Here is a 23,663-nt window from a genome sequence, read left to right as displayed (position 1 = left end):
CCGGGCGTATTCGTTCAGACACGGTGAATATGCCCTTGCTTTTGCTCTCGCTAAAGCAGCGCCTTGGCCCGTTTAAGATCCCCGACGAACAGCTCCCGCTCCTGCGCCCTGGCAGCTTCCTCCGGAATGCGCAGCAGGTAGGATGGATGGACGGTCAGAAAGGCCTTGGTCCGGTCCACCAGGTCGATGCCTTGTCCCCGCTCCTTCGTCACCGCCACCTTGCGGCCGAGGACACCGAGGGCCGCTGTTGCGCCAAGCGTCACAATCACCTTCGGCTTCACCAGCCGCCGCTCCGCATCCAGCCACCAGCGACAGGCGGACACCTCCGGGGTGGACGGCGTCTTGTGCAGCCGCCGCTTGCCGCGTGGTTCATGTTTGAAATGCTTCACGGCGTTGGTGACGAAGACGTCCTCCCGGTCGATGCCTGCCTCCTCGAGCGCGGCATCCAGAACTCCGCCGGCGGGGCCGACGAAGGGACGCCCCGCAAGATCTTCCTGATCGCCGGGTTGTTCGCCGACGATCATCAGCCCTGCCTGCCGGGGTCCTTCACCACAAACGCCCTGGGTCGCGTCCCGCCACAACGGGCAGCGCCGGCAACCCTGGACGGCGAGACCCAGCTCTTCCAGACTGGAGGGGACGAACCCCTCGTCGAATGACCGGTCCCGGTTAATCCGCGACAGCGTCTTCGCCAGACGGATATTGGGTTCCGCGGCGGGCGTGGCGACCATCGCCTCCGTCCGGACCGCGGACTGTGCGACCAGCCCGGAAATCAGCGCCGCCTCCGGCAGGTTCTTCCAGTAGCGCTTCGGCATTTCGCCCTGCATGGCCTTCGTCTTCAACCGCGCGGGATTGAACGTCGAGGCGTAGTAGGTCTTCCAGAATTCCTCGATTTCGTCCTCCGACGGCGCCATGTCGGGCGTCGCCGGCGGTCCGAACGTCAGGCTCTCGCCGTCCCAGAACGCCGAGCCGTCCGGCGTCAGGATCGACCAGCGCAGGGTCGCAAACCGGCGCATGAAAAAGGGCGCCGTCTTCTCCAGCACCCGGTGCGCCGGCTCAAACCAGGCGACCCATCGTTCGCCGGCTTCGTCCTCGGTCCGCCGGAAACGGACGAAGGCTTTCATCTTGTGGCTGGCCCGGCTCACGTTCTTCGCCCGCTCAAGGGCGTCGGCGACATCGACGTCGGTCACGATTTTTATCAGATCGGGTTCGGCCCCCAGCCGCCACAGCAGGCGGTACATCAGGTCGAACCGGTCCTCTGATCGATGCAGGACGACCTCCTGCGCGAGGTCCACGAACGCCCTCGACACGCTGAACGGCGCCGCATTCGGCGCGGGCGGGGGCAGCCCCTCGTCGAACAGCCTCTCGCCGCCCGTCCCGACCCGGAAAGCCGCCCGCTCCGGCGGCACGCCGGCCTGCCGGAACGCTCGCGCCGCCTTGCGCCAGCCATCGAAGTCCGTCTCGCCGGCGAGAGGCGCGACCCGCATCAGAACAGGCTCATCTGGACCGGAGCCGGATCGGGCGCGATGCGGGCGCGCAGGTCGGCGGCGTCGGTCAGACCACCCGGCGTCCAGTCCAGCGTCACGATGAACGGACGCACCTTGTCGATGCCGCGGCAGAGTCGGGCGATGTCCTCCAGCCGAAGCGTTCGCCAGCGCCGCACGGAGATGATCCGGTCCACCGACTTCACGCCAAGGCCCGGAACGCGGAGCAGCATTTCCCGCGGGCCGGTGTTCACATCGACCGGAAACTGCTCCCGCCGGTTCAGCGCCCAGGCCAGCTTCGGGTCGATGGCGAGGTCCAGCATGCCATCGGTCGCGCCCTCGCCGATCTCCGGCGCGGAAAACCCATAGAACCGCATCAACCAGTCGGCCTGATATAGCCGGTGTTCGCGCATCAGCGGCGGCTTCGCCAACGGCAGGGCGCTGGAGGAATCCGGAATGGGGCTGAAGGCCGAATAATAGACGCGCCGAAGTCCATAACCGCCGTAGAGCGAGGCGCTCCGTTCCATGATCTCGGTGTCCGGGGCCCCGTCTGCCCCGATGATCAACTGGGTGGACTGGCCAGCCGGAGCGAATTTCGGCACCTTGACCTTCTCGCGCCGGGTCGGCTGGGCGGCCTCGACCGCCAGCCGCACCTGGCCCATCGCCTTCTTGATGACGCCGACGTCCTTCTGCGGCGCCAGTCGCTTCAGCGCCTCATCCCGCGGCAGCTCGATATTGGCCGACAACCGGTCTGCATACAGGCCGGCTTCCTCGATCAGCCGGGGATCGGCTTCCGGAATGAGCTTCAGGTGGATGTAGCCCCGAAAATCGTGCTCGGTGCGCAGCGCCTTCGCCACCAGCACCAGTTGCTCCATCGTATAGTCGCCGGACCGGATGATGCCGGACGACAGGAACAGGCCCTCGATATAGTTCCGCTTGTAGAAGTTCAGCGTCAGATCGACGATCTCGTCCACCGTGAACCGGGCGCGCGGCACGTTCGAACTGGCCCGGTTGATGCAGTAGGCGCAGTCGTAGATGCAGAAATTGGTCAGCAACACCTTGAGCAGGGAGACGCACCGGCCGTCAGGGGTATAGGCGTGGCAAATGCCCATGCCCTCGGTCGAGCCAACGCCCTTGCCGCCCATAGAGTCGCGCTTTGAGGTGCCGGACGAGGCGCAACTGGCGTCGTATTTGGCCGCGTCTGCGAGGATGGACAGCTTTCGCCGGAGATCGATCTGGGCCATATGTTCGCACTATGTTCCGTTCGGAACGGTGCGTCCAGCGTGGCCGCAAGGGCGATTTGTCGCCCTACCTCAGATAGTTGAGGAGAGAGACATCGCGTAGCTGCGATATCACCTGGGCCGAGGCCTGGATGGCGATCTGCGACAGCTCCAGATCGGTGATCGCGACCGCCATGTCGGCGTCCGTGCGGTCGCCCACCAATTCGTCGAGGGAGTTCAGCTGGGCCTTGTGACCCCGGGTGACGTTGTCCACCTGGTTGGCGATCGACCCGGTCTGGGCGGTCTTGTCGATGACCCCGTTGGCGGCCTGCTCAAGGCGGTTCAGCTGGGTTGTCAGGAAGGTCTTCTGGTCAGCGTTGACCTTGCCGTTCAGGGGGCCGTTCGGCCCCGTGTGATAGTTGTGGATGTCTCGGAGGATCTCCAGCACCTCGCCACCCAGTTCGTTCGCCAGGAAGCCGGTTTCCAGCGTGGTCCCCTCGGCGACACGGCTGGCCGTCTTGAGGGTGTCGTTGGCGAAGACCGACGGCACGTCCGGCGCCGCAGCCAGTTCAGTCAGGTTGGTGACCATCATCGGCGAAGTCGCGCTGGAGGCTCCCGAGAACAGGTAACCCCCGTGATGCCGCATGGTCAGGCCGCCGCGAATCCCTTGGAAATGGCCCTCGAGCTCGAGCATCAACGACCCGGCCGAATCCGTCGCCAGAACATTGCCCACCGCCGTACGAAGGCCGGCGATGCCGTCGCCGATCTGGTTCAGGGCGATGTCCTGCGTCGTGAGACGGGCGGTTACGGCCTCGGACGTGTCGATGAAGCCCTGGATCCGACTCTGCGCGCCCTTGAGCGCGGTCAGGGTCTCGGACTGGCGCCCGAAGCCGGTCAGGTCGGTCGCGTTCTTCTGCGTCGAAACCCGCTCCTGGGCGTCCGCCGCCCGGGTCTGGGCCTTCATCAGGTCCAGCAGCGCGGACTGATAGTTTCCGTAGGTCGCGACGCGGGTCATCAGATCATCCCCAGAAGCGTGTCATACATGTCGCCGGCGGCCTGGATCAGGCGGGCCGAGGCGTTGAAGGCTTGCTGATAGGTCGTCATCAGGACCAGTTCCTCATCCAGATTGACGCCCTCGTACGATGTCTGGCGGGCCGCGGCTTCGGTGGCCAGCGCCTGGGCGGCGTCGCTGCGGTTCTTGGCCGCCGACGCCTTACCCCCGATCTCACCGGACAACTCCGCGGCGTAGCGCGACACCGAGGTGAGTCCGCCCGACGAGTCGCCGGCCGCGGCGAACTTTGTCGTCCGCTCGCCGGCGTCGGCAAGCAACAGCGCGCCCCGGCCGTCTCCGACGCTCAGCGCCGGGGCTCCGACCGCCGCGGACAGATTCAACTGGGCCAATGCCAATTTCGACGGGGCCTGGCGAATGTCGGCGCGCAGTGAGAAGCCGTCCGCGCGGGAGGACCGCACGCCAGCGCCAATCCCGAACAGTTCCGTGAGCGAAATCCCCGACGGGATCTGGGTGGTGCTGTCCTCAAGGACGCTCATGGTGGGCGGCGGACTGCCGAGCCCAGTGAAGTTGAGCGAGCCGTCGGCGGACAGGGCGAACGATCCAAACCGTCCAACGCCCGTCGCCGGGTCGTTCAGTGCCGCGATCAGATCATCCACCGTGCCGCCAGCCGGCACCGTCACCTGAACATCGCGGAGTTTCGAGCCGCTCTCTCCGTTGAAGCGGAAGCTCAGGGTCTCGCCGGCCGTGAATCCGTGAGCGGACGTGCCAGTCAGGCCGGTGTCGTAGATGACCGGCCGATCGGTCGCGATCAGGTCGTTCAGGCCAAAATAGTGGGAGAAGCCGCGCCCCGCCTTGTCGGAAGGGGTGGTCGGATCGTCAGCAACGGCTACCCCGTTGGAGGCGGTGGCCGCTATGGTCAGCTTGCCGTCGACGAAGCTCGCCGTCGCCGCGCCGCCCAGTTGGGCGTTCAGCACAGTCAGGAAGTCGGCCGGCGTCGCGGCGACGCCGTTCACCGTCATGGTCGCGCCGCTGAAGACCACGTCGGCCCGGGCCTGGATCACGCCGGCCGTGTTGGTGACCGCTATGGTCGTCTCGCCGGCGAAACCGGTGATGGCGCTCTCAAACGTCTGCCCGACATTGCGTCCGGTGAGGCTGGTGGGCGCCGGCACCGAGCTGTTGCCGTTGTGGGCCCGGTTCAGCTCGTCCGCGACATGGGTCACCAGTTCGGCGAGCCGCTCGGCCGCCGCGGGGGCCTCGACATCGCGCAGTTCGATCAAGCCCTTGATTTCACCAGAGCCGACATTGTCGAGCAGTGGACGCTTCTGGCCCCCGGGTTCGGTCACCCAGATTTCGTTGAAGGCGGTTTCGCTCGTGATCGTGCCCGCCCGGATGTAGCTGAGCGTCGCCGCTCCTTCGCCGGCCAGCATGGTTCCCGTCCCGGTCCGGATCGACACGCCGCCAACGGATCGGGCGGACACGCGAATATCCATCAACTCCGCCAGCTGGCCGATCAGGGCCGCCTGCGTCGTCTCCGCGCCCGACGGGTCGCCGCTGGTGACCGTGGCCCTCGCGATCTCGAGGTTCAGACCCTCGATCTGCTCCAGCAGACTGTTGGCTCTCTCGACCGCATTCTCGATGCGGCCGTCTGCGTCCCTCCGTACGGCCTGGATCTGCTCGCCGATGCGCCCTGCCTCGTCGAACAGGGCCTGGGTCCGGAAGAGGGCCTCCTGGCGGCGGGGCGAGGAGGTCGGATCCTCCGCGCTGGCGGCGAAGGCGGAGAACACGTCATCGACTTGCGAGAAGAAGCCGTTGTCGCCACCCGGATCCCCGAACAGGGACTGGATACGATCGTACAACTCGTGTCGAACGCCCTGACGCGCCGCCTCAGCCCCGGCGTTCAGACTGGCGGCTTGCAGGAACCGGTCGGTGGCGAGACGGATACGCGCCACCTCAACGCCAGTACCGACCCCCTGGCTGGTCAGGCTGACCTGATCGCCGATCTTGCGGACGTAACCCGGCGTGTTGACGTTGGAAACGTTGTCCGAAACGATCCGCAACTGGGTCTGGGCCGCCGCCAGTCCGCTGGAGGCCGTGTTCATGATGGCGTTCAGCGACATTTGGTGACCTCCCGCGCGGCGGCGCCCGGCAATCCCTGCCAGGCGATCTGCGTTTTTTGCCCGGCGGCGCTGGTAAGCCCGCCACTCAAGTCACTGATATCACGCATTTTCGCGCATTGACCCTGTGTCATGAGCGTCAAGGGACGCAAACGGCGGGCCAGTCGGACCCTGACCCGTCGACGCAACCCCGGCGCCGGGCAAGAAAGGTCGGCACACGGCAAGTTTGGGCCGGGCGCCGCGCCGACCTATCCGCTTCCCGGCGCACAAACCCTGAGCTTTTTCAGCCTTTTGATGTGCGCCACTGAACTGGCCCGTGACTTGCGCTGCCGCCTCTGAATATCCGGCGCAGCAGGCGCCCCAGCCACCATCGCTCCGGCGACACCCCTCGGGACCATGTCCGCGCAAGCCATTCTATCGATGATCGCGCCCGCCCTTCCGGCGACCCACAAAGGGCCGTCGGTCGCGGATGCATCCAGCTTCGGCGACCTGCTTGCGCGCCAGGGTTCGCCCGATGCGGGAAATGGGCCCACCATGGTGGACAAGGCTCCCGTTGCCGAAGCCGATACTCTTCCCGGCGGAGAGACGACGGCTCCCGGTGAGGAGGCGACTCTCCCGGGGGAGTTGGCGATCCCGCTTCCTGTGGAGCCGGGGCCCCGCCCTGACCAGCCGGTCCCGCCCATTGGACAGCCGATTCCTGCTCTTGGGATCGTGGAGCCCGCTGAAGGAACAGGCGCTCCGGAAGAAGTCGCCCCCCGCCCCGTGGCGGACTCGGCCACTGACGGGGAGCCGGAACGCACACCCGGCGCGGTCGGGGCCGCCTCGCCGCCGCCGATAGTGTCTCCGCCGGTCGGGTCGCCGCCCATAATCCCCAATCGAGGTGGCGAGCTGCCGTCGACGGACGTCGGCGAAGGGGTGACCACAGCTGCCCTGCCCCGGCCCGAAGCGGTCGCCCCCGAGGCGCCCGCGGCCTTGCCGGGCGCTCTGTTGTCTGGGGACGGAACGCCTCCGGGCGCGGCCATGCCGCTCGACACGGCTGCCGGCAATAGCTCATCCATGCCCCGGTCGGGGGCTGAGCCGGATCCTGCGCCAGCCCCTCCGGTCGAAGACGGCGCGCTTGCGGCCGCCGCAGCGAGTCAATCGAAAGCCGCTCCGGGACAGACCGGCCCGGCCGCGCCTGCCCTCGCCGACAGCGGCGCGCGGGCCGCTCCCGCCGCCACTCCGGCTCCCGCCGCCGCGGCGGCCGCGGTTCAGCATCCGGCTCCGGCTGAGACTTCTGCTGTGGCCCCGGAGCCGGTTCGACCGCCGGATAGGACTGAGGCCGAGGTCCAGGCGAAGCTCCTCGTTACGGCTCAGCCCAAGACCCCAGCCAACGCCGCCGTCGCCAGCCCCCCTCCGCCGCTGCGCGCCTTGGCCGAACGCACCTCCAGGCCGCTCGACCAGGCGGCCCCGACAACCGATTTTGGCCTGTCAGCTGAAGCGAAGCCGGCCGGCGCAACGAGCTCGACGCCCACATCCGTGGCTGGGCAAACGGACAAGCCGGCCACCCCCGTCTCGCCCGTCGCTTCCCCCGCCGAAATGGAGCCGATCTCGATCCCGACCGAAAGCTCCTCCGCCGGCGAGCCGGTCGCCGAGCGGACGGAGGCTACAGCAGCGGCCCGGGATCTCAGCCTGTCGACCCTGTCCCGGGCCGCCATCGATGCGACAGCGCAAATAGCGGCTCAGATCCTGCGCAAGCTCGAGGGTCGTTCGACCCGGTTTGAGATCGCCCTGCGCCCGGATGACCTCGGTCGGGTGGATGTGAAACTGGACATCGACGCAGAGGGTCGGCTGTCCGCCCGCCTGGCGTTCGACAATCCAGCCGCCGCCACCGACCTGCGGGGGCGGACCGATGAATTGCGGCGCCAGCTTGAGGCCGCCGGTTTCGAACTCGCTGACGACGCTTTCGAGTTCGCCGATCGCGATAGCGGTTCGAGCGCCTTCGACCGGGGACAGGACGCCCGGCAGGGCCAGAACCGGGCCTTCGCCGCCGCCGCCCGACGAAACGCCGAGATCGACATCGCCCAGCCGCCCCAATGGCTCGCGCACTCCCATTCGCCTTCGGGCGTGGACATGAAGGTTTGACCGATGGTTGACGCCGTCACCACCACCAATGCCGCGACGACCAAGATCAATTCTGGCGGCGCCATGCTGGCCTCGAATTTCGAGACGTTTCTGACGCTGCTGACCACGCAGCTGAAGAACCAGGATCCCCTGTCCCCGGTCGACTCCAACGAGTTCACCGCCCAGTTGACCCAGATGGCGGGTGTTGAACAGCAACTGCTCACCAACGAACTGCTGCAAAGCCTGGTCTCGGCCCAGGGTGGCGGCGGGCTGGCCGACGCGGCCACCTACATCGGCAAGGAGGCCACCGCGGCTTGGTCGGCGACCAAGTTCACCGATGGCGAGGCCAAGTGGAGCTACGAGGTCGCTTCGAACGCCGCCTCGGTGAAGCTGGAAGTGCTGGATGGGTCGGGCAAGGTCGTCTGGTCCGGCGATGCGCCCGACAAGACAACCGGCGTCCACGATTTCACCTGGGACGGCGACGCAACCACCGGCAGCGACGGCAAGGACGGTCAGGTCTACACCCTGCGAGTGGCAGCCACGGATACCGCGGGCGGCAAGATCGACGCGCAGGTCCTGACCCAGGGCCGCATCACCGGCGTCGAGATGTACGACGGCGAGGCCTTCCTGACCGTCGGCAACTCGATCCTGCCGCTGTCGAGCGTCATCGCTTTGGAAGAAGCGCGGACCGCCCAGACCCCACCGCCCGCAGATGAGGAGGACGAGAGCCTGATGGCCTCGCTCGCCTCCACCCTCAATCCCCTGAAACTGCTTTCGTAAGGAGCTCCGCCATGAGCATCAACAGCGCCCTTCTGGCCGGCGTGTCCGGCCTGACTGCAAACTCGGCCGCCCTCGCGGCCATCTCGCAGAACATCGCGAACGTGAACACCATCGGCTACAAGCGGACCCAGGCCGAGTTCCAGACGGTGATCAACAGCCAGGCCGCCGGCGCCGGCTATTCCTCCGGCGGCGTCCTGGCCTCGGCCCGCCACTTCACCAGCCAGGCGGGCCAGCTGCAACGCACGGCCTCAACCACCGACCTCGGCATCGACGGGCAGGGCTTCTTCGTTGTCACCGAGAAGGCCGAAGGCCTCGACGCCAGCGACACGCGGATGTTCACCCGCGCCGGCGCTTTCAGGGTCGATGACCTGGGCTATCTGAAAAACACCGCCGGCCTCTACCTGCAGGGCTGGCCGGTCGACGCCGAGGGCAACATCACCACCGACCCTTCGGACCTCAACCGCCTGCGCACGATCAATGTCGGTTCGGTCGGCGGCACCGCCGAGGCCACCACCCGGGTTCAGGTGAACGCCAACCTGTTCTCCAGCCAGACCCCCTCGGCCGCGGCCACACTCGCAGCGACCGCGCCGGCGGATCCGGACGCCTACAACCCGACCACCAACTCCATGGCCATGTGGGATCCGGTCACCACCACCGGGGTCAAGCCGGACTTCGAGATCACCGTTCCCATTTCGGACTCCAAGGGCGGGCAACGCACCGTCGCCATATCGTTCCTGAAGAGCACGACCGCGAACCAATGGTATGCCGAGGTCCGGTCCATTCCGGGCGACGACGTCGTCACCGGGGCCGGCCTGAACAACGGTCAGATCAAGACCGGTCTTGTCGCCTTCACCCAGGACGGGCGTCTTGACGTGGCGGCCATGGCGGGTCTCGGCGCTGCGGCATTGTTTACGGACCCCACCAACGCGACCCTTTCGTTCGGCGCCTCTGACGCCGCCGCACCGGGCGCTACGGCGGTCAACTGGGCCCCGGGCCTCGGCATCTCGGCCCAGAACATCACCTTCGATCTGGGCGGCGCCACGGGCGGCCTGACCCAGGCGGACAGCGACTCCTTCGTCGACTCCGTGCTGACGAACGGTACGGCGTTCGGCGTCCTGGAAGGCATCGAGATCGACGACATGGGTTTCGTGACTGCAAGCTTCGACAACGGCGTCACCCGCCGCATCGCCCAGGTCGCCCTGGCCACCTTCCCCAGCCCCGACAGCCTGACGATCACGACGGGCAACGCCTATCGGGTGAGCCAGGATTCCGGGACCTACAACCTCAAGCCGCCCGGCACCGGCGGTTCGGGCCTGATCGCCGCCTCCCAGCTGGAAGCCTCGACGGTCGACCTCTCGGCGGAGTTCACCGGGCTTATCACGACCCAGCGCGCCTACTCCGCCTCGTCGAAAATCATCACCACGGCAGACGAGATGCTTGCTGAACTGATCAGCATCAAACGCTGATCTCTAGGTAACGGGTCGTAAACCTCAATGAAATCCTTGTTGAATATTGAGCGTGGGGACGGAAGGCATTTTAGGTTTTCCTTCACCACGACGCTTAAACGGCCCTTAGCCGCCGACCGCTACGGTTCAGCCTTGGTGATGGTGGTCAATGAGGCATAAGCCCATGTTGCAAGAGCGACGCCTTAATAATCAAGGCGAACAGTACGTGGTCGGCCCGACGGGCACGCCCCTGACCCTGCACGATCTCCCGCCGGCCAATACCGACCGCTGGGTGATCCGCCGCAAGGCCGAGGTCGTGGCCGCCGTGCGCGGCGGGCTTATCAGCCTGGACGACGCGCTGGCGCGTTATCGTCTGACGGCCGAGGAATTCCTCGCCTGGCAGAAGGCGATCGACAAGTGGGGCATGCAGGGTCTGCGTACGACCCGCATCCAGCACTACGGCCGCGGCAGCTAGAATTTACTCCCCGAGGATACGACGGCCGCTCCCGGCGACGGGGGCGGCCGTTGTCGTTTCCGGCGCGGTTTTGCCGTCGGCCTCGAAATCGGGCGACTTTCACACTAGATAGCGCGCCATGACGCTCGCCGAGGACATCTGCCCGGTTCCGAACATCGCCCGCGCCGACATGGACGCGGCGGTCAAATCCGCGCGCGCCGCCGTGGGGCTCCCTGTTGGCTCGCGCGTCGTGGCGGCCATGTCCGGCGGGGTCGATTCCACCGTGGTGGCGGCGCTGCTGCACAAGGCCGGCTATGACGTCGTCGGGGTGACGTTGCAGCTCTATGACCACGGGGCTGCTCTGAAGAAGAAGGGCGCCTGCTGCGCTGGTCAGGACATCCACGACGCCCGACTGGCGGCGGAGATGCTGGGCATTCCCCATTACGTCCTCGATTATGAGAGCCGGTTCCGGGATGCGGTCATCGACCAGTTTGCCGACAGCTATCTGGCCGGGCAGACTCCGGTGCCCTGCATCCGCTGCAACCAGACGGTCAAATTCCGCGACCTGCTGGACGTGGCCCGCGACCTCGGGGCCGAGGCCATGGCCACCGGCCACTATGTCCGCCGCTCGGTGGTCGATGGCAGCCCGCAGATGCGCAAGGCGGTCGACCATTCCCGCGACCAGTCCTACTTCCTGTTCGCCACCACGGCCGCGCAGCTCGACTATCTGCGCTTCCCCTTGGCCGATCTGGAGAAGCCCCAGGTGCGGGGGGTGGCGGCCGAACTGGGCCTGCGCATCGCCGCCAAGCCGGACAGCCAGGATATCTGCTTTGTCCCGAACGGTGACTACCGCACCCTGATCGACAAGCTGCGGCCGCAGGGCCGCGAGGCCGGCGAGATCGTGCACATGGACGGCCGGGTGCTGGGCGGTCATTCGGGCATCACCGACTACACGATCGGGCAGCGGCGAGGCCTGAACGTCGCCGTCGGCGAGCCGCTGTTCGTGACCCGACTGGATCCGGCGAAGCGCCATGTCATCGTCGGCCCGCGCGAGGCCCTGCTGACCGCGTCGCTGACGCTGGACGAGACCAACTGGCTGGGCGACGAGGCGGACATCGCGGCGGCGGCGCGGGCCGGGGCCCCGGTGCTGGCCCGGGTCCGCTCGACGCGGCCGCCCTCCCCGGCCCGGCTGGCGCTGGTCGACGGCGCCGTCGCGGTGCTTTTCGAGAGCGGCGAGGAGGGCGTGGCCCCGGGACAGGCCTGCGCCCTGTACGATCCGGCCGATCCCGACCGGCTGCTGGGCGGCGGCTTCATCAAGACGACCACCGCCGTTGTCTGAGGCGATGGACACGGCGCTCGCCACGCGATCCGGCTTGCCGCCGGCGTTCGGCTATCTGCTGGACGCCTTCCCGCGCGATCGCTGGACCTCGGGTCTGGATGAGACGGCGGCCTTCTGGCTGCAGATGCACGCCAGCTTTCGCGGTCATCAGGCGCATATGGACGGGCTGGTCGGCCAGTGGCGGGCCAATGGCGACGCGGCGGCGCTGCATCGGCAGCTGATCCCCGCGCTGCAGTCCTTCCTGCAGCATCTGGACGGCCACCACCGGATCGAGAGCGGCCAGTATTTCCCGATCATGCGGCGCATCGAGCCGAAGATCGGCGCGGGGATCGACCTGCTGGATCGCGACCACGACGCCATCCATGAGACGCTGGAGGCGATGTTTCGCGACGGCATGGCCTTCCATCAGGCGGTGGCGGCCGGGGCGCCAGACGTGGCGGACACAGCCAACCGGCTGTCGGACCGGGTCGACGCCAACGCCCGGCCGCTGCTGCGCCATCTGGAGGACGAGGAGGACATCGTCATCCCGCTGATCCAGCTCCGCGGCCTGCACGGCTAGGGACGCGCCGGCATCAGCTTGCGGCGCTGGCGGACCAGGGCGATGGGGCGGCCGTCCGGGGCGTGGGCCACGCCGTCCTCGACCGCCCAACCGCCGCCGACATCGCGGCTGGTGAAGTGAAAATAGGCCCAGCCGTCGGGGGAGGTGTCCGGCGTGATCGCCTCCAGCAGGTCGGCGCGGAGATCGACGCTGGCGGAGATGACCGGGGGGGCCGGGAGGGCGGTCCAGTAGGTCGGATAGACGCCGTCGAGCAGGAAGAGCAGCCGGGCCTCGTCCAGCGGGGCTCCGTCGGTGGTGCGCATCCAGCAGCCGAGCTCGGGCGAGGCGGCGGGGTTCTGGCCGAACAGTTTCGGGCCGGCGACGAAGCGGTGCTCGATGTAGCGGGTGAACCAGGGGCCGAAGCGGGGATCGAGCGGGGTCGGGTCGATCTCGCCGAGCGGGCGCGGCGCGGCGACCAGCGGGGTCAGGACGGGCCCGTCGACCTCGCGGCCGAAGGTGGCGAGGGCCTGCAGGGCGGGGCGGTCAGGCTGGCCGCCCAGCACCGAGGCGTAGGCGACGTTGCGGCCGCCGCGGGTCAGGGTCGGGACGAAGGTCGCGCCCTCAAAGCGGGCGGCGGCGAGGTACTGGACGGTCAGGGTCTTGAGCGGGGTGTCGAGACCAAGCCCTTGGCGGGCCGCGCCGGCGGCGAGCGCCGCCATCAGGCCGCCGAAGGGAGCCCCCTTTTCGGCCGGGGCCGACAGGGGGGCGTTGGAGAAGTCGCCGGACAGGCGAGCGGTCAGGCCGCCCGTTCCATCTTCGGTCAGGGTCAGGGCCTGGGCGAGGGTCTGCTGCGTCATGCGTCCGGCGTATCGCGAGGAAAGGACGGGCGGAAGGGCGAACCTTCCGCCCCAGTCGAGGGATCCGGAAACGCCCGCGGCGAGTCCGTAGCCAAACGAGACTGACCTAGTCCGTTCAGATTGGCAACCCTCTTGCCAAATGGCTGACGCAGGGTCACTTTCCTATCATGGGACGCACCGCAGACTATTCTCGCCAGAGCTGCTCGATCGCCGCGACGCTGGAGGTGATCGGCGACCCGTGGACGCTGCTGGTGATCCGCGACGCCTTCAACGGGGTCAGCCGGTTCGAGCAGTGGCAGGAGCGGCTGGGCGTCGCCCGCAATGTGCTGGCGGCTCGGCTGAAATCGCTGGTGCAGCACGGGGTGCTGGAGCCGCGACTCTATTCCGAGCGGCCGCCGCGCAACGAATACGTCCTGACCGCCAAGGGCAAGGATCTGTACGGGGTGCTGGTCACCCTGAACGGCTGGGGCGCCAAACACGTCTATGGCGAGACGGATTCGGGCGTCGCCATGATCCACAAGACCTGCGGTCATGACCTGGCGCCGCGCATCGCCTGCGGCCACTGCAACGAGATCGTCAGGCCGCGCGACATCGAGGTCAAATGGGCCCTCGACCGCCCGACCGTCGGCGAGATGATGCCGCGCGAGCGGGCCGACGAGGATGCGGCCTGAGCCGCTGCCGCTTGCACACCCGGCCCGAAGCGCCGATCTAGCCATCCAATTCTACAATACTCCGCCAAGGCGCCATCATGTCCGATCCGATCGTCATCTGCTCCTTCGCCCGCACGCCGATGGGCGGCTTCCAGGGCGCCCTGTCCGGGGTGAAGGCCACCGAGCTGGGCGCGACGGCGGTCAGGGCGGCCGTCGAGCGGGCGGGGATCGACCCCGACAAGATCGAGCAGATTTACATGGGCTGCGTCCTGCCGGCGGGGCTGGGCCAGGCCCCGGCGCGGCAAACGGCGATCGGCGCCGGTCTGGGCCGCCACGTCGAGGCGACCACGGTCAACAAGATGTGCGGCTCGGGCCTGCAGGCGGTGATGATGGCCTCGGACGCCCTGACCGCCGGCTCGGCGGACGTCATCGTGGCGGGCGGCATGGAGAGCATGACCGGGGCGCCGTATCTGATGACCAAGCATCGCGGCGGGTCGCGGATCGGCCATGACGTCATCGTCGATTCGATGATGATGGACGGGCTTGAGGACGCCTATCAGGCCGGCAAGCCGATGGGGTCGTTCGCCGAGGACACGGCCGGGACCTATCAGTTCAGCCGCGAGGCCCAGGACGCCTATGCGATCGAGAGCCTGACCCGGGCCCGCAACGCCATCGCCTCTGGCGCCTTCAAGGCCGAGATCACCCCGGTCGAGGTGACCACCCGCAAGGGCGTGGAGACGGTCAGCGAGGACGAACAGCCCGGCAAGGCCATGCCGGAGAAGATCCCCAATCTGAAGCCGGCGTTCGCCAAGGACGGCACGATCACGGCGGCGTCCTCGGCATCGATCTCGGACGGGGCGGCGGCCGTGGTCATGACCCGCGAGAGCGTGGCGAGGGCGCTGGGCCTGCCGATCGTGGCGCGGATCGTCAGCCATTCGGCCCACGCGCACGAGCCGGGCCTGTTCACGACGGCCCCGGTGCCGGCGATGCAGAAGGCGCTTAAGAAGGCCGGCTGGGAGGTCGGGGACGTCGACCTGTGGGAGGTCAATGAGGCCTTCGCCGTGGTGCCGATGATCGCCATGCAGGAGCTGGGCATCGATCATGCGAAGCTGAACGTGAACGGCGGGGCCACGGCCCTGGGCCATCCAATCGGCGCCTCGGGCGCGCGGGTGCTGGCGACCCTGCTGGGGGCGCTGCAGGCGCGCGGCGGCAAGAAGGGCGTGGCCAGCCTGTGCATCGGCGGCGGGGAAGCCGTGGCGATGGCGGTGGAGCTGGTCTGACGGCCGCTCTGGAGTTCGATTTTCAAAGACCGTGAGCGGTTCTCCCTCCCCGTCCCGGGGAGGGTGGTCGCGCCACCGACCGGGTGGGGACGGCGGGGCGACGGGAGCGCGGCCTTGCCGGGCCGCCCCCACCCTGTCCCGGGAAGGAAGAAAGCGGGCATGAGTCTGCGCCGCTTGTCTCCAAACGGTTGGGGAGGTCGGCGGAGCGCGGGCGTTCGGCCCGGAACCGATGTGGCCCCCTGCTTTCGCGTTACGGGGACCTGATGTGTTTTCGGCTGAACGTCCGCGCTCCGCCGTGATCGCGGCTTCCGAGCGCTTCGGGGCGGGCATCTCAGGGCGGTGCGGGTCTTGCCAATTTTCGGCCCCGCGGCCTTCACCCTTTAGGCCCTTTCGAAACTAAGCCCGGGCGGGCAGGAGCGGCCAAGGCCCCTGGGCTCCTCCGTTTCAAACCGGAGGACAGTCCCTTTCCATGCCGCAGGGGGGAGCAACCCGTCCCGCAGGATGGTCCAGTTCCGCCGCGCGTCTCCGAAGAGCCGCCCGGCGTCCCGCAACGATCACACCCGCCGCACGCGGTTGGCCCTGGCGCCAGACGCCCTCCCCCGCGACGGGATGAAGCGCATTGTACGGGAGGCCGGCCCTAGTACAGACAAAACGGTTTGAGAAAAGATTATGTGGCTGATTGTGCTGGGGAATATTTTGATAACCAGACCATAATTTCGCGGATTGTAAGCACAGCGTCACGGGCCTCACCTCTCCATTCGCGAAGGCGAATGGGGAGGTGAATATGCCCCTACCCCGCGCCCATCTCCGCCGCCGGGATCAGTTCCTCGTCCAGCAGGGCGTGCAGGCGGTCGACGTGGCCGTCGCGCTGGTCGACGGGGGACGGGTCGGAGGTCATGACCACGGTCAGGTTCAGGCCGGGCACGACGAACACCATCTGGCCGCCGTAGCCCCAGGCGAACCAGACCGGATGGCGGCCGGCCTGTTTGGTCCACCAGCCATAGCCATAGGGATTGCCGCTCCAGCGCGAGGTCCCGCGGCCGTTCCATGATTGCTGGACCCAGCCCTCGGGCAGGACTCGGGTCCCGGCGTGGACGCCGTCATTGCGGTACAGCTCGCCGAATTTGAGCAGGGCCCGTGGCGACAGCCGCATTTCGTTGCCGCCGAAATAGATCCCCTGGGGATCGGCCGGCCACGACGGGATGTCGATGTCCAGCGGCTGGCCCAGCCAGTCGCGGGCGTTGGCGAGGGTCGAGCGGTCACTGGCGCGGGTCAGGGCGGCCGAGAGCAGGTGCGACGTCCCGGTGGAATAGACCATGCGGCCGCCGGGCTCGGACTCGAACGGCCGGGCGAGGGCGGCTCGGACCCAGTCGCGGCTGGAGACCCAGGCGCCGTAGTTGGCGCCCGAGGTGGAGCCGAGGCCGGCCTGCATCGAGAGCAGATGGCCGATGGTGACGGTGGCCAGGCGCGGATCGGGCGCGGCCGGGAAGCGGTCACCGAGGAAGGCCGAGATCGGCTGGTCGACGCCGGTGAAGACGCCGCGGCCGATGGCGATTCCGCCCAGCGCCGCCAGCACCGATTTGGAGGCGGACTTGATGTTGACGGGGCTGTCGACGGCGGGTCCGCGGAACACCCGTTCAGCGAGGGCCTCGCCGTCGCGGGCGACGATCAGGCTGTGTAGCCGCGGGAGGGTTTCGGCGGTCTTCAGGGCCGCGGCGAGGCGGGCCGGGTCGAGGCCGGTGGTCGGGCGGGGCGGCCGGACGAGGGTGGCGGCCTCGCCGCAGCCGGCCATGGCGGTGAAGGCGAGGGACGAGGTCAGCAGGGCGCGACGATGCATGGGGAGGTTATCGCAGGGGCGTGAGGATTGGTTGCCGCGTCAGGGGGTCGCGGGGGGATGGGAGAGCCAATGGCTGCCACCGGAAAGGCTCACTGGCTGCCTTCCTTTCCCGTCACCCTCGGCTTGACCCGAGGATCAGACCGTGCGGCGCTCCGTCGACCGCCGCACGGTCGCGGTCGCGAGGCCCTCACCGCCGCCCAGTCCGCCTCTCGCCTCTGATCCTCGGGTCAAGCCCGAGGATGACGGCGGGGAGATCGACGGGCGAGGTGCGGAAAGCAGACTTCGGGAGGGACCGCTATGGGTGGTGAGCGGACCTTCGCCTAGGTCCGAGAATCAGCTTCTGAACCGAGCTCCTGGAATGCCCGGCCGGTGTCCCGCGCGGGGTGTGGCGGTCGGGGGGGCCAGTATCGAATTGGAGCTTGCGTCTGGAGCCAGGCGGGAGCCTGGTCACATTTCCTCAAGCGAGAGAGGACCGATGAGGGTAAGTTTCCTGATTGCGATGCTGGTAGTGGGGGGATGCTCCCGAGGTCCGGAATTGGAAAACGACGGTGTCCATGCATCGCCTGATGGGTTTCTGCCCGCCGGCGAAATTCTCTCGCTGCTTGTTGCCGGTCCGGTCATGAAATCGCCCGCCAACGCTGTTTATGTATTTCGACCTGATGGGACCTACCTTTACAGCGGCCGGGTCCAGATATGGGGACGCTACCGCGTGGCTGACGGTGTGCTCTGCACAACGCACGAACAGCGCGAAGAACGGTGTCAGTCAGTGTTCCGGGACGCCCAAGGTCAATTGTTCTTGGGGGATCATGCAGGTTCCAAGCATCCCGCCCTGCCGATTGAATTTGTTGCCATTGGAGAATGACCGTATCGGCATGACCCCGCGAACGGACATTCCGAAATTCGGCTAAGGGTGGGAAGCGGAACTAAGGACCCGGGGCATCAGGCGCGGGTGAGCAAGCATTCTGGACGACGGTCAGCCGGACGATGTCTTCGCGATGAAGAAAGTCGTCTCGGATGAATGAGACTCGAACTTTTGAGCGCCGGTGGACGATCCCGCCGAGTGGCTCGACCTTGTGATACGCGAACCGGATTTGCCCCGCTCCGTATCTAAACGCATGACCATCAACCGCCCATCGTTCATCACCGGCGATCGTCTTCCCCGGGTTTGGCACGCCGGGCCGGAAGTAATCCAAGCACCCTTCTAATGTCCGGTAATTTCCGCTGAGCACGTTATCGCGCGCGGCGGCCACAGACCCGATCTCACCTATGCCCATGTAGGAGGTGAACCCCAGCCAAATCACTCCGAAAGGAATCATAAACCATGCCGTGCCGCGAAGCCGGTCCACGGTCTCGCCTCGCTTAGCCTTGGTGAGGCGCAAGATAACCCATGCAGCCAAAAGCAGGCCGACCCCGACGATCAGGAATAGGGCGATGAACCCGTATGCGGGACTAATCCGATCAGGCGTCGCGATTAGATCGAAGGTGTCCACTGCCTGCCCATTTTCCATATCGAGTAGCTTTGCCATGGAACCGGACGTCCGCAATGGGTCGTCCCCCGTCATTGGCACCCCGCCGTATACCGGACATTAGAGCATCGCGCCGGGAGCAGACTTTGCCGGGGTCTGTTCGGGGTAGAAACCGGACACGCCTATCCAGCCGCTCGGAGTTGCAGAAGGCCTCCGAAGCCGTTGGGCGCGGCCCGGATGCCCCTCAAATTTCGCTGCGTCCTCGACCCGGCGAAGCTGTCGGGCGGCGCACACCGCAGGTTGCATTCCAACTCTCGTCATGAGAGCGTTTCGTCGGGACGCAGGTGTCCCAGATGGAGGAATTGATGAGAATAGCCAAGCTGGGCTTGTCCGCTGCTCTCGCCGCTACGGCCGCCCTTGTCCCAATACTTGCGCCTGCACCGGTGAAGGCCGCGGAGCCGACGTGCGTGCGTCTATCGAAACTCTATTGCGACGCGGAAGCGCCCCGTCTTTCGGCCGAATGGTGGGCGTGTGTGGACGAGCAGATCGCCTTTAATTGCGTCACGCCTGTGCCAGACTTCCCCCCGCAGCCGCCGCCCTTCCCGTGGCCTCGTCCAGTGATCGAGCATCCGTAAGGCGACCGTTGGTCTCGAAGGCGGCGGCCCTACCGGAGCCGCCGCCTTCGGTTCAGCAAACCGTTTTCCTCGCAGAACAGGGAACGAAGTTTCGCAATGTGCGCCCGTGAGGATGTCGCCTGTGGGTCGTGAACTGACCTGGAACCAAACCGGTCAGGCAGTCTCGGCCAGACGAACGCGCGTCAGCGCCCAGGTCACCGGCAGGCCGACGATCATCATGAGGGCGAAGAGACCGAACGGCCCGCCCCATTCCGGCGGAAAGCGGTCGCGGTAAAGCCAGAAAATCGCGAGCAGGCCGAGCCCCAGCCTCAGCGCGTTCGATTTCGGAATGACCAGCGGCGTTTGGCAGGCCGGGCAGTCGAACGGCTTGCCGAGGTTCCACTGGGTGCGGCCGAACGGGACCCGCCGGGCGCAGTTGGGGCAGGCGGGACCTAATGGCATCGAAGACTCCGGCTGAAGCTCCGACATACAACCTGAAGGCGGGAAGGTCCGCAACGTCCCGGACGCGGGCCTCGGCTTCGGCTTCGGAGGGAGGCCCTTACTCCTCCTCCGCCGCCATCAGGTCAGAGGGGTCGAAGTCGTAGTCCAGCAGATCCGCCGGCTTGCAGTCGAGGGCGGCGCAGAGTTTGGCGAGGGTGCGGAAGCGGATGCCCTTGACCTTGCCGGAGCGGAACAGGGACAGCTGGGTCTCGCTGAGTCCGACCTCGGCGGCGAGGTCGCGGGCCTTGAGGCCCTTCTTGACGATCAGATGGTCGAGGGTGACGCGGATCGGCATCAGATCATCTCGTCCAGCTCGGCCTGGACCCGGCCGGCCTGCTCCATGACGCCGCCGAGCAGGAACAGGGCGCCGCCGATCATGCCGAGGGTCATGCCGGCGACGTCGAACCAGACCCAGCCGCCGCGCCCGCCCTCGATCAGCCGCATGATGTTGGTCACGCCGAAAACGCCGAGCAGGCCGCCGAAGCCGAGGGCGAGGCCGACGCGGCGCAGGGCGTGGACGAGGGTGGGCTGGATCAGCCGGCCCTTCGACAGCTGGCCCATGGCCGAGCCGATCGACCAGACGGCGAACAGGTAGAAGAGGGTCGGCAAGGCCTTCACGAGGCTGCCCAGCCACAGGTCGAAGTACGGATAGTCCTCGGCGCGCGCGAGGAAGGCGATCGGCACGATGAGGTGCACGAGCGCCAGCAGGGCGCCGACGCTGACGACCATAAACACCGCGAGCCAGCGGAACTGGGCGCAGCGGCGGCGGAAGCGATCGGTGGCGGTCTGGCTCATGGCGCGGGATCCGGGGGTGGAAAGCTGTCTGATCTTTAATCTTGACTTAAAGACGTAGGGTTTGCAACTTTATGTCTAACTTAAACGGAACGAGAGCGCCGCCGATGACCGCCGCCATCGAGACTCGCGAGCTGACCCGCCGCTTCAAACGCCATCTGGCGGTCGACGCCGTGTCGATGATCGTGCCGGACCGGGCCGTCTACGGCTTTCTGGGGCGCAATGGCGCGGGCAAGACGACGACGCTGAGGATGCTGCTGGGGCTGATCCGGCCAAGCGGCGGGGCGGCCTTCGTCGGCGGCGTCGATGTGGCGCGCGACCGGATCGGGGCGGCGCGCAAGGTCGGGGCCCTGCTGGAGGCGCACGGCTTCTACGGCAATCTGTCGGGGCGCGAGAACCTGGATTTGACGCGCAGCCTGCTGGGCCTGCCGAAGGGCGAGATCGACCGGGTGCTGGAGGTGGTCGAGATGCGCGACCAGGCGCGGCGACGGGTCTCGGACTATTCGCTGGGCATGCGGCAGCGGCTGGGGCTGGCCCGGGCCATGCTGGGGGCGCCGGAAGTGCTGGTGCTGGACGAGCCGACCAACGGCCTGGATCCGGACGGGATCGCCGACATGCGGCGGTTCCTGCGGGCCCTGCCCGAGCGGACCGGGGCGACGGTGCTGCTGTCCAGCCACCTGCTGGGCGAGATCGAGCAGACGGCGACGCATGTGGGCATCCTGAGCCACGGCAAGCTGGTGCTGGAAGGCGAGCTGAGCCGGCTGAAGGCCGATCTGGCCCCGGAGATCGCGCTGCAGACCGATGACACGGTGCGCGCCACGGCGCTGGCCCGCGGCCGGGGGTTCGATGTGAGGGCCGCCGAGGACGGGCTGGTCGCGCGGCTGAAGCCGGGCGAGGACGCGCGCAGCGCCGCCGCCGCGCTGAACCGGGCGCTGATCAAGGCCGATATCGCCGTGTTCGCCATCGGGGCGCGGTCGCGCTCGCTGGAGGGGATCTATCGGGAGGTTTCGCCCCCTGCCCCCGCCACAACCACCCCCACCGTCAAAGCCCGGCCGGAGTTCGCCTGATGACCGCCTCTCCCTTTTTCGCGCCCTTGTTCGTCGAGACGCGCAAGCTGAACCGGTCGCTGGCCGCGGTGCTGGCCGTGGCCGCGCCGTCGCTGATCGCCATCTTCGTCTTCTTCAACATGCTGCGCGGCAAGGCGGCGGCGCCGTGGGAGATGTGGATGCTCAACGCCTCGGCGATCTGGGCCTTCTTCATGCTGCCGATGAGCGTGACGGCGCTGACGGCGCTGGTGGCGCACATGGAGCACGGGCCGCGGTCGTGGGACCATCTGCGCGCCCTGCCCCTGCCCCGCTGGCGGCTGTATGCGGCCAAGATGGTCTGCGTGCTGGGCGTGGTGGCGGTGATGAGCGCGGCGGTGCTGGCCGGGACCTGGGCGGCGGCGACGCTGGCGACGACGATCAAGCCGGAGCTGGCGCCGACAGGCGCGTTCGAGCTGGCGCGCTACGCCGGCCTGCTGGGGACGATGTATCTGGCCGCCCTGCTGATGATCTCGATCCAGCTCTGGGTCGCCCTGCGCTGGGCCAGCTTCGTGCCGGCGCTGGCGGTGGGGATCGGCGGGACCTTCTTTTCGGTGGTGGCGACGTCAGCGAAACAGGGGGTGTTCTTCCCGTGGCAGATGCCGGTCAACATGCTGGCGACCGAGGCGTGGCGGGTCCAGACGGCGCTGGGGCTGGGCCTGGGGCTGGGAGCGGTCGCGCTGGTCGCCGCCCTCGTCCACCTGAGCCGGCGCGAGGTGATCTGAGGCTGGCGAGGCGGGGCGCATGAGCCCGGCGAGGGTCAGGCTTCCGGTCATCAGGACGATCATCGCCGACTCCTGCGAATGAGAACGACTCGCAGGTTTGCGCAGAAGGGGCGGGCGTGGCAAGCCCGAAAGGTCGGTGGCGATCGACAGGAGCATCACCCATGCGTGAAGACGGCAAGCTGGACTATATCGAACTGCCCGGCGGCGAACTGGCCGCGAGCAAGGCCTTTTACGGCGCGGCCTTCGGCTGGACCTTCGTGGACTATGGGCCGGAGTATGCCGGGTTCGACGAAGGGATCGACGGCGGGCTGGACGCCCAGTCCGATGCGACGCGAACGCCGCTGCCGATCCTGTACGCCCATGATCTGGAAGCCATGCTGGCCAGGGTCGAGGCGGCCGGCGGGGCGATCGTCAAGCCGGTCTTCGCCTTTCCCGGCGGACGGCGGTTCCATTTCCGCGACCCGGCGGGCAATGAGCTGGCGGTGTGGTCGGAGACCTGACCCCGTACGGCAAGAGCTGCGGCGACTGCGGCCTGTGCTGCAAGCTGATGGGGGTGACCGCCCTGGCCAAGCCGGCAGGCAAATGGTGCCGGCACTTCGCGAAGACCGCCGGCTGCGCGATCTATGAGACGCGGCCGGCGGACTGCCGGGTGTTCAACTGCCTGTGGCTGCTGACCGAGGCGCTGGGGCCGGAGTGGAAGCCGCTGACGGCGGGCTTCGTGCTGCACAGCGAACAGGGCGGGGCGCGGCTGATCGTCGAATGCGATCCGGTGCGGCCGCACGACTGGCGGCGCGAACCCTATCAGGCGACCCTGCGGCGCTGGGCAGCGGCGCCGGGAATGGAGGTGCTGGTGTTCGCGGGCCGGCGCGGGGTGCGGCTGGGAGCCGTCGACGCGGCGGTGCGGCGGGTCTAGCGGACGTCCAGCGACTGGGCGATGCGCTCGGCGAGGGCGCGGTCGGGGCCGTCGAGGCTCATGGTCCAGACGTGGATTTCGCGCGGCGTGGCGCCCTCGCGCTGGAACAGGTGCTCGCGGGCGTGGCGGACGCCGTCCTCGGTCGCGACCACCGAGGCGCGGCCCGCCGCCTGGATCGTCTCGCCGCTGTAGATCGGAAACTGCGAGGCGGGGCCGGCGTAGATCATGGCGAACGAGCGGTCGCCGCGGCGGATGGTGTAGATGCGGAAGTCCGGGCCAGGGCGGCCGGTGACGATCTCGAACCCGGCCGGCAGGTCGACGGTGAACGGCAGGGCCGCGCGGGCGGCGGAATCCAGCACGGTGACGGCGGGGACGCTCGGCGGCGGGGGCGGCGCGGCCTCCACCGGAGCCGGCGCGGCGGCGGCGGGGGCCGTGACGGGCGCGGCGGGCGTCGGAGCGG

24 protein-coding genes are annotated in these 23,663 nt (G+C 67.9%); 13 read left to right on the top strand and 11 right to left on the bottom strand.

Translation table 11 applies throughout. From position 1 onward, the window contains the following. Positions 1 to 50: 50 nt before the first annotated feature. The 4 genes from ACK4JY_RS14080 to flgK all read right to left on the bottom strand — a co-directional run bounded on the left by ACK4JY_RS14080 (position 51) and on the right by flgK (position 5,830). A complete protein-coding gene (locus ACK4JY_RS14080; RefSeq protein WP_409606737.1) occupies positions 51 to 1,484 on the bottom strand; it encodes a UdgX family uracil-DNA binding protein in 1,434 nt (477 codons plus the stop codon). Continuing rightward, a complete protein-coding gene (locus ACK4JY_RS14075) occupies positions 1,484 to 2,725 on the bottom strand; it encodes a putative DNA modification/repair radical SAM protein (protein WP_409606736.1) in 1,242 nt (413 codons plus the stop codon). Before ACK4JY_RS14075 ends, ACK4JY_RS14080 begins: the two co-directional genes overlap by 1 nt. A 64-nt stretch (positions 2,726 to 2,789) precedes the next feature. Then, positions 2,790 to 3,716: a flagellin gene (locus ACK4JY_RS14070; protein ID WP_409606735.1), complete on the bottom strand. Its 927-nt coding sequence runs from the start codon at positions 3,714 to 3,716 to the stop codon at positions 2,790 to 2,792. Continuing rightward, positions 3,716 to 5,830, bottom strand: coding sequence for a flagellar hook-associated protein FlgK (flgK, locus tag ACK4JY_RS14065; protein ID WP_409606734.1), 2,115 nt, complete (start codon positions 5,828 to 5,830; stop codon positions 3,716 to 3,718). Before flgK ends, ACK4JY_RS14070 begins: the two co-directional genes overlap by 1 nt. 1,017 nt (positions 5,831 to 6,847) lie before the next feature. Here flgK and ACK4JY_RS14060 point away from each other — a divergent pair. The 6 genes from ACK4JY_RS14060 (at position 6,848) to ACK4JY_RS14035 (ending at position 12,507) form a co-directional block, all read left to right on the top strand. Next, entirely contained in the window at positions 6,848 to 7,951 is a 1,104-nt protein-coding gene (locus tag ACK4JY_RS14060) for a flagellar hook-length control protein FliK (protein ID WP_409606733.1), read from the top strand. A gap of 3 nt (positions 7,952 to 7,954) precedes the next feature. Further along, positions 7,955 to 8,710, top strand: coding sequence for a flagellar hook assembly protein FlgD (locus ACK4JY_RS14055; RefSeq protein ID WP_409606732.1), 756 nt, complete (start codon positions 7,955 to 7,957; stop codon positions 8,708 to 8,710). Positions 8,711 to 8,721: 11 nt separating this feature from the next. Then, positions 8,722 to 10,176 carry a flagellar hook protein FlgE gene (gene flgE, locus ACK4JY_RS14050; RefSeq protein WP_409606731.1) on the top strand — a complete coding sequence of 485 codons (1,455 nt, stop codon included), beginning with the start codon at positions 8,722 to 8,724 and terminating at the stop codon, positions 10,174 to 10,176. Positions 10,177 to 10,339: 163 nt separating this feature from the next. Further along, on the top strand, positions 10,340 to 10,630 hold the full coding sequence (locus ACK4JY_RS14045) for a DUF1153 domain-containing protein (RefSeq protein ID WP_168046867.1): 291 nt from the start codon (positions 10,340 to 10,342) through the stop codon (positions 10,628 to 10,630). Positions 10,631 to 10,748: 118 nt separating this feature from the next. Then, positions 10,749 to 11,948, top strand: a complete 1,200-nt coding sequence (mnmA, locus tag ACK4JY_RS14040) for a tRNA 2-thiouridine(34) synthase MnmA (RefSeq protein WP_409606730.1) — start codon at positions 10,749 to 10,751, stop codon at positions 11,946 to 11,948. 4 nt (positions 11,949 to 11,952) lie between these two features. Further along, complete coding sequence (locus ACK4JY_RS14035; protein ID WP_409606729.1) at positions 11,953 to 12,507, top strand: hemerythrin domain-containing protein; 555 nt, start codon at positions 11,953 to 11,955, stop codon at positions 12,505 to 12,507. Here ACK4JY_RS14035 and ACK4JY_RS14030 read toward each other — a convergent pair. Then, entirely contained in the window at positions 12,504 to 13,343 is an 840-nt protein-coding gene (locus tag ACK4JY_RS14030; RefSeq protein WP_409606728.1) for an acyl-CoA thioesterase, read from the bottom strand. The two genes, ACK4JY_RS14035 and ACK4JY_RS14030, sit on opposite strands and share 4 nt — an antisense overlap. 167 nt (positions 13,344 to 13,510) lie before the next feature. Between ACK4JY_RS14030 and ACK4JY_RS14025 the strand changes: the two genes are divergently transcribed. Together ACK4JY_RS14025 and ACK4JY_RS14020 are read left to right on the top strand one after the other, a co-directional pair. Then, positions 13,511 to 14,014 (top strand): winged helix-turn-helix transcriptional regulator, encoded by a 504-nt coding sequence (locus tag ACK4JY_RS14025; protein ID WP_409606727.1) that lies wholly within the window; start codon positions 13,511 to 13,513, stop codon positions 14,012 to 14,014. Between the two features lie 77 nt (positions 14,015 to 14,091). Continuing rightward, positions 14,092 to 15,273 (top strand): thiolase family protein, encoded by a 1,182-nt coding sequence (locus ACK4JY_RS14020; protein ID WP_409606726.1) that lies wholly within the window; start codon positions 14,092 to 14,094, stop codon positions 15,271 to 15,273. 790 nt (positions 15,274 to 16,063) lie between these two features. Here ACK4JY_RS14020 and ACK4JY_RS14015 read toward each other — a convergent pair. Then, positions 16,064 to 17,110, bottom strand: a complete 1,047-nt coding sequence (locus tag ACK4JY_RS14015) for a serine hydrolase domain-containing protein (RefSeq protein WP_409606725.1) — start codon at positions 17,108 to 17,110, stop codon at positions 16,064 to 16,066. Between the two features lie 475 nt (positions 17,111 to 17,585). On the opposite strand from ACK4JY_RS14015, the gene ACK4JY_RS14010 reads away from it, so the two are divergent. Further along, a complete protein-coding gene (locus ACK4JY_RS14010) occupies positions 17,586 to 17,972 on the top strand; it encodes a hypothetical protein (protein WP_409606724.1) in 387 nt (128 codons plus the stop codon). Positions 17,973 to 18,033: 61 nt separating this feature from the next. Here ACK4JY_RS14010 and ACK4JY_RS14005 read toward each other — a convergent pair whose 3' ends face one another. The 4 genes from ACK4JY_RS14005 to ACK4JY_RS13990 form a co-directional block, all read right to left on the bottom strand. Beyond that, positions 18,034 to 18,636: a hypothetical protein gene (locus tag ACK4JY_RS14005; protein WP_409606723.1), complete on the bottom strand. Its 603-nt coding sequence runs from the start codon at positions 18,634 to 18,636 to the stop codon at positions 18,034 to 18,036. Positions 18,637 to 19,364: 728 nt separating this feature from the next. Further along, the gene (locus ACK4JY_RS14000) at positions 19,365 to 19,652 is read right to left on the bottom strand and encodes a hypothetical protein (protein WP_409606722.1); all 288 of its coding nucleotides are present in this window, start codon (positions 19,650 to 19,652) and stop codon (positions 19,365 to 19,367) included. 97 nt (positions 19,653 to 19,749) lie between these two features. Continuing rightward, entirely contained in the window at positions 19,750 to 19,986 is a 237-nt protein-coding gene (locus ACK4JY_RS13995; RefSeq protein ID WP_409606721.1) for a helix-turn-helix domain-containing protein, read from the bottom strand. Beyond that, complete coding sequence (locus ACK4JY_RS13990; protein WP_409606720.1) at positions 19,986 to 20,486, bottom strand: DUF2975 domain-containing protein; 501 nt, start codon at positions 20,484 to 20,486, stop codon at positions 19,986 to 19,988. The genes ACK4JY_RS13995 and ACK4JY_RS13990 overlap by 1 nt, the downstream gene beginning before the upstream one ends. A 104-nt stretch (positions 20,487 to 20,590) precedes the next feature. Here ACK4JY_RS13990 and ACK4JY_RS13985 point away from each other — a divergent pair, with 104 nt between their 5' ends. From ACK4JY_RS13985 to ACK4JY_RS13970, 4 genes are all read left to right on the top strand, one after another. Then, positions 20,591 to 21,550 (top strand): ABC transporter ATP-binding protein, encoded by a 960-nt coding sequence (locus ACK4JY_RS13985; protein WP_409606719.1) that lies wholly within the window; start codon positions 20,591 to 20,593, stop codon positions 21,548 to 21,550. Then, positions 21,550 to 22,290: an ABC transporter permease gene (locus ACK4JY_RS13980; protein WP_409606718.1), complete on the top strand. Its 741-nt coding sequence runs from the start codon at positions 21,550 to 21,552 to the stop codon at positions 22,288 to 22,290. Before ACK4JY_RS13985 ends, ACK4JY_RS13980 begins: the two co-directional genes overlap by 1 nt. A 161-nt stretch (positions 22,291 to 22,451) precedes the next feature. Beyond that, positions 22,452 to 22,790, top strand: a complete 339-nt coding sequence (locus ACK4JY_RS13975) for a VOC family protein (protein ID WP_409606717.1) — start codon at positions 22,452 to 22,454, stop codon at positions 22,788 to 22,790. Further along, the gene (locus ACK4JY_RS13970) at positions 22,775 to 23,203 is read left to right on the top strand and encodes a YkgJ family cysteine cluster protein (RefSeq protein WP_409606716.1); all 429 of its coding nucleotides are present in this window, start codon (positions 22,775 to 22,777) and stop codon (positions 23,201 to 23,203) included. Before ACK4JY_RS13975 ends, ACK4JY_RS13970 begins: the two co-directional genes overlap by 16 nt. On the opposite strand, the gene ACK4JY_RS13965 is transcribed toward ACK4JY_RS13970, so the two are convergent. Next, positions 23,200 to 23,663 (bottom strand): hypothetical protein (locus ACK4JY_RS13965; RefSeq protein ID WP_409606714.1); only part of this gene is annotated, 464 nt, incomplete at its 5' end. The two genes, ACK4JY_RS13970 and ACK4JY_RS13965, sit on opposite strands and share 4 nt — an antisense overlap.

It is taken from the genome of Brevundimonas sp., assembly GCF_046295595.1.
Classification (GTDB): Bacteria; Pseudomonadota; Alphaproteobacteria; order Caulobacterales; family Caulobacteraceae; genus Brevundimonas.
Note: the sequence above shows the minus strand (reverse complement) of the source record. Positions and strands in the feature narration are given on the sequence as shown.

Excerpts from the sequence above, each read along its gene's own strand:
- flgK (WP_409606734.1), bottom strand. The coding sequence starts at position 5,830 with ATGTCGCTGAACGCCATCATGAACACGGCCTCCAGCGGACTGGCGGCG.
- ACK4JY_RS14060 (WP_409606733.1), top strand. The coding sequence starts at position 6,848 with ATGCCGCTCGACACGGCTGCCGGCAATAGCTCATCCATGCCCCGGTCG.
- ACK4JY_RS14055 (WP_409606732.1), top strand. The coding sequence starts at position 7,955 with ATGGTTGACGCCGTCACCACCACCAATGCCGCGACGACCAAGATCAAT.
- mnmA (WP_409606730.1), top strand. The coding sequence starts at position 10,749 with ATGACGCTCGCCGAGGACATCTGCCCGGTTCCGAACATCGCCCGCGCC.
- ACK4JY_RS14005 (WP_409606723.1), bottom strand. The coding sequence starts at position 18,636 with ATGGCAAAGCTACTCGATATGGAAAATGGGCAGGCAGTGGACACCTTC.
- ACK4JY_RS14075 (WP_409606736.1), bottom strand. The coding sequence starts at position 2,725 with ATGGCCCAGATCGATCTCCGGCGAAAGCTGTCCATCCTCGCAGACGCG.
- ACK4JY_RS14080 (WP_409606737.1), bottom strand. The coding sequence starts at position 1,484 with ATGCGGGTCGCGCCTCTCGCCGGCGAGACGGACTTCGATGGCTGGCGC.
- ACK4JY_RS13990 (WP_409606720.1), bottom strand. The coding sequence starts at position 20,486 with ATGAGCCAGACCGCCACCGATCGCTTCCGCCGCCGCTGCGCCCAGTTC.
- ACK4JY_RS13975 (WP_409606717.1), top strand. The coding sequence starts at position 22,452 with ATGCGTGAAGACGGCAAGCTGGACTATATCGAACTGCCCGGCGGCGAA.
- ACK4JY_RS14030 (WP_409606728.1), bottom strand. The coding sequence starts at position 13,343 with ATGACGCAGCAGACCCTCGCCCAGGCCCTGACCCTGACCGAAGATGGA.
- ACK4JY_RS14035 (WP_409606729.1), top strand. The coding sequence starts at position 11,953 with ATGGACACGGCGCTCGCCACGCGATCCGGCTTGCCGCCGGCGTTCGGC.
- ACK4JY_RS13985 (WP_409606719.1), top strand. The coding sequence starts at position 20,591 with ATGACCGCCGCCATCGAGACTCGCGAGCTGACCCGCCGCTTCAAACGC.
- ACK4JY_RS14000 (WP_409606722.1), bottom strand. The coding sequence starts at position 19,652 with ATGCCATTAGGTCCCGCCTGCCCCAACTGCGCCCGGCGGGTCCCGTTC.
- ACK4JY_RS14015 (WP_409606725.1), bottom strand. The coding sequence starts at position 17,110 with ATGCATCGTCGCGCCCTGCTGACCTCGTCCCTCGCCTTCACCGCCATG.
- ACK4JY_RS14010 (WP_409606724.1), top strand. The coding sequence starts at position 17,586 with ATGAGGGTAAGTTTCCTGATTGCGATGCTGGTAGTGGGGGGATGCTCC.
- ACK4JY_RS14070 (WP_409606735.1), bottom strand. The coding sequence starts at position 3,716 with ATGACCCGCGTCGCGACCTACGGAAACTATCAGTCCGCGCTGCTGGAC.
- flgE (WP_409606731.1), top strand. The coding sequence starts at position 8,722 with ATGAGCATCAACAGCGCCCTTCTGGCCGGCGTGTCCGGCCTGACTGCA.
- ACK4JY_RS14025 (WP_409606727.1), top strand. The coding sequence starts at position 13,511 with ATGGGACGCACCGCAGACTATTCTCGCCAGAGCTGCTCGATCGCCGCG.
- ACK4JY_RS14045 (WP_168046867.1), top strand. The coding sequence starts at position 10,340 with ATGTTGCAAGAGCGACGCCTTAATAATCAAGGCGAACAGTACGTGGTC.
- ACK4JY_RS13995 (WP_409606721.1), bottom strand. The coding sequence starts at position 19,986 with ATGCCGATCCGCGTCACCCTCGACCATCTGATCGTCAAGAAGGGCCTC.
- ACK4JY_RS13980 (WP_409606718.1), top strand. The coding sequence starts at position 21,550 with ATGACCGCCTCTCCCTTTTTCGCGCCCTTGTTCGTCGAGACGCGCAAG.
- ACK4JY_RS14020 (WP_409606726.1), top strand. The coding sequence starts at position 14,092 with ATGTCCGATCCGATCGTCATCTGCTCCTTCGCCCGCACGCCGATGGGC.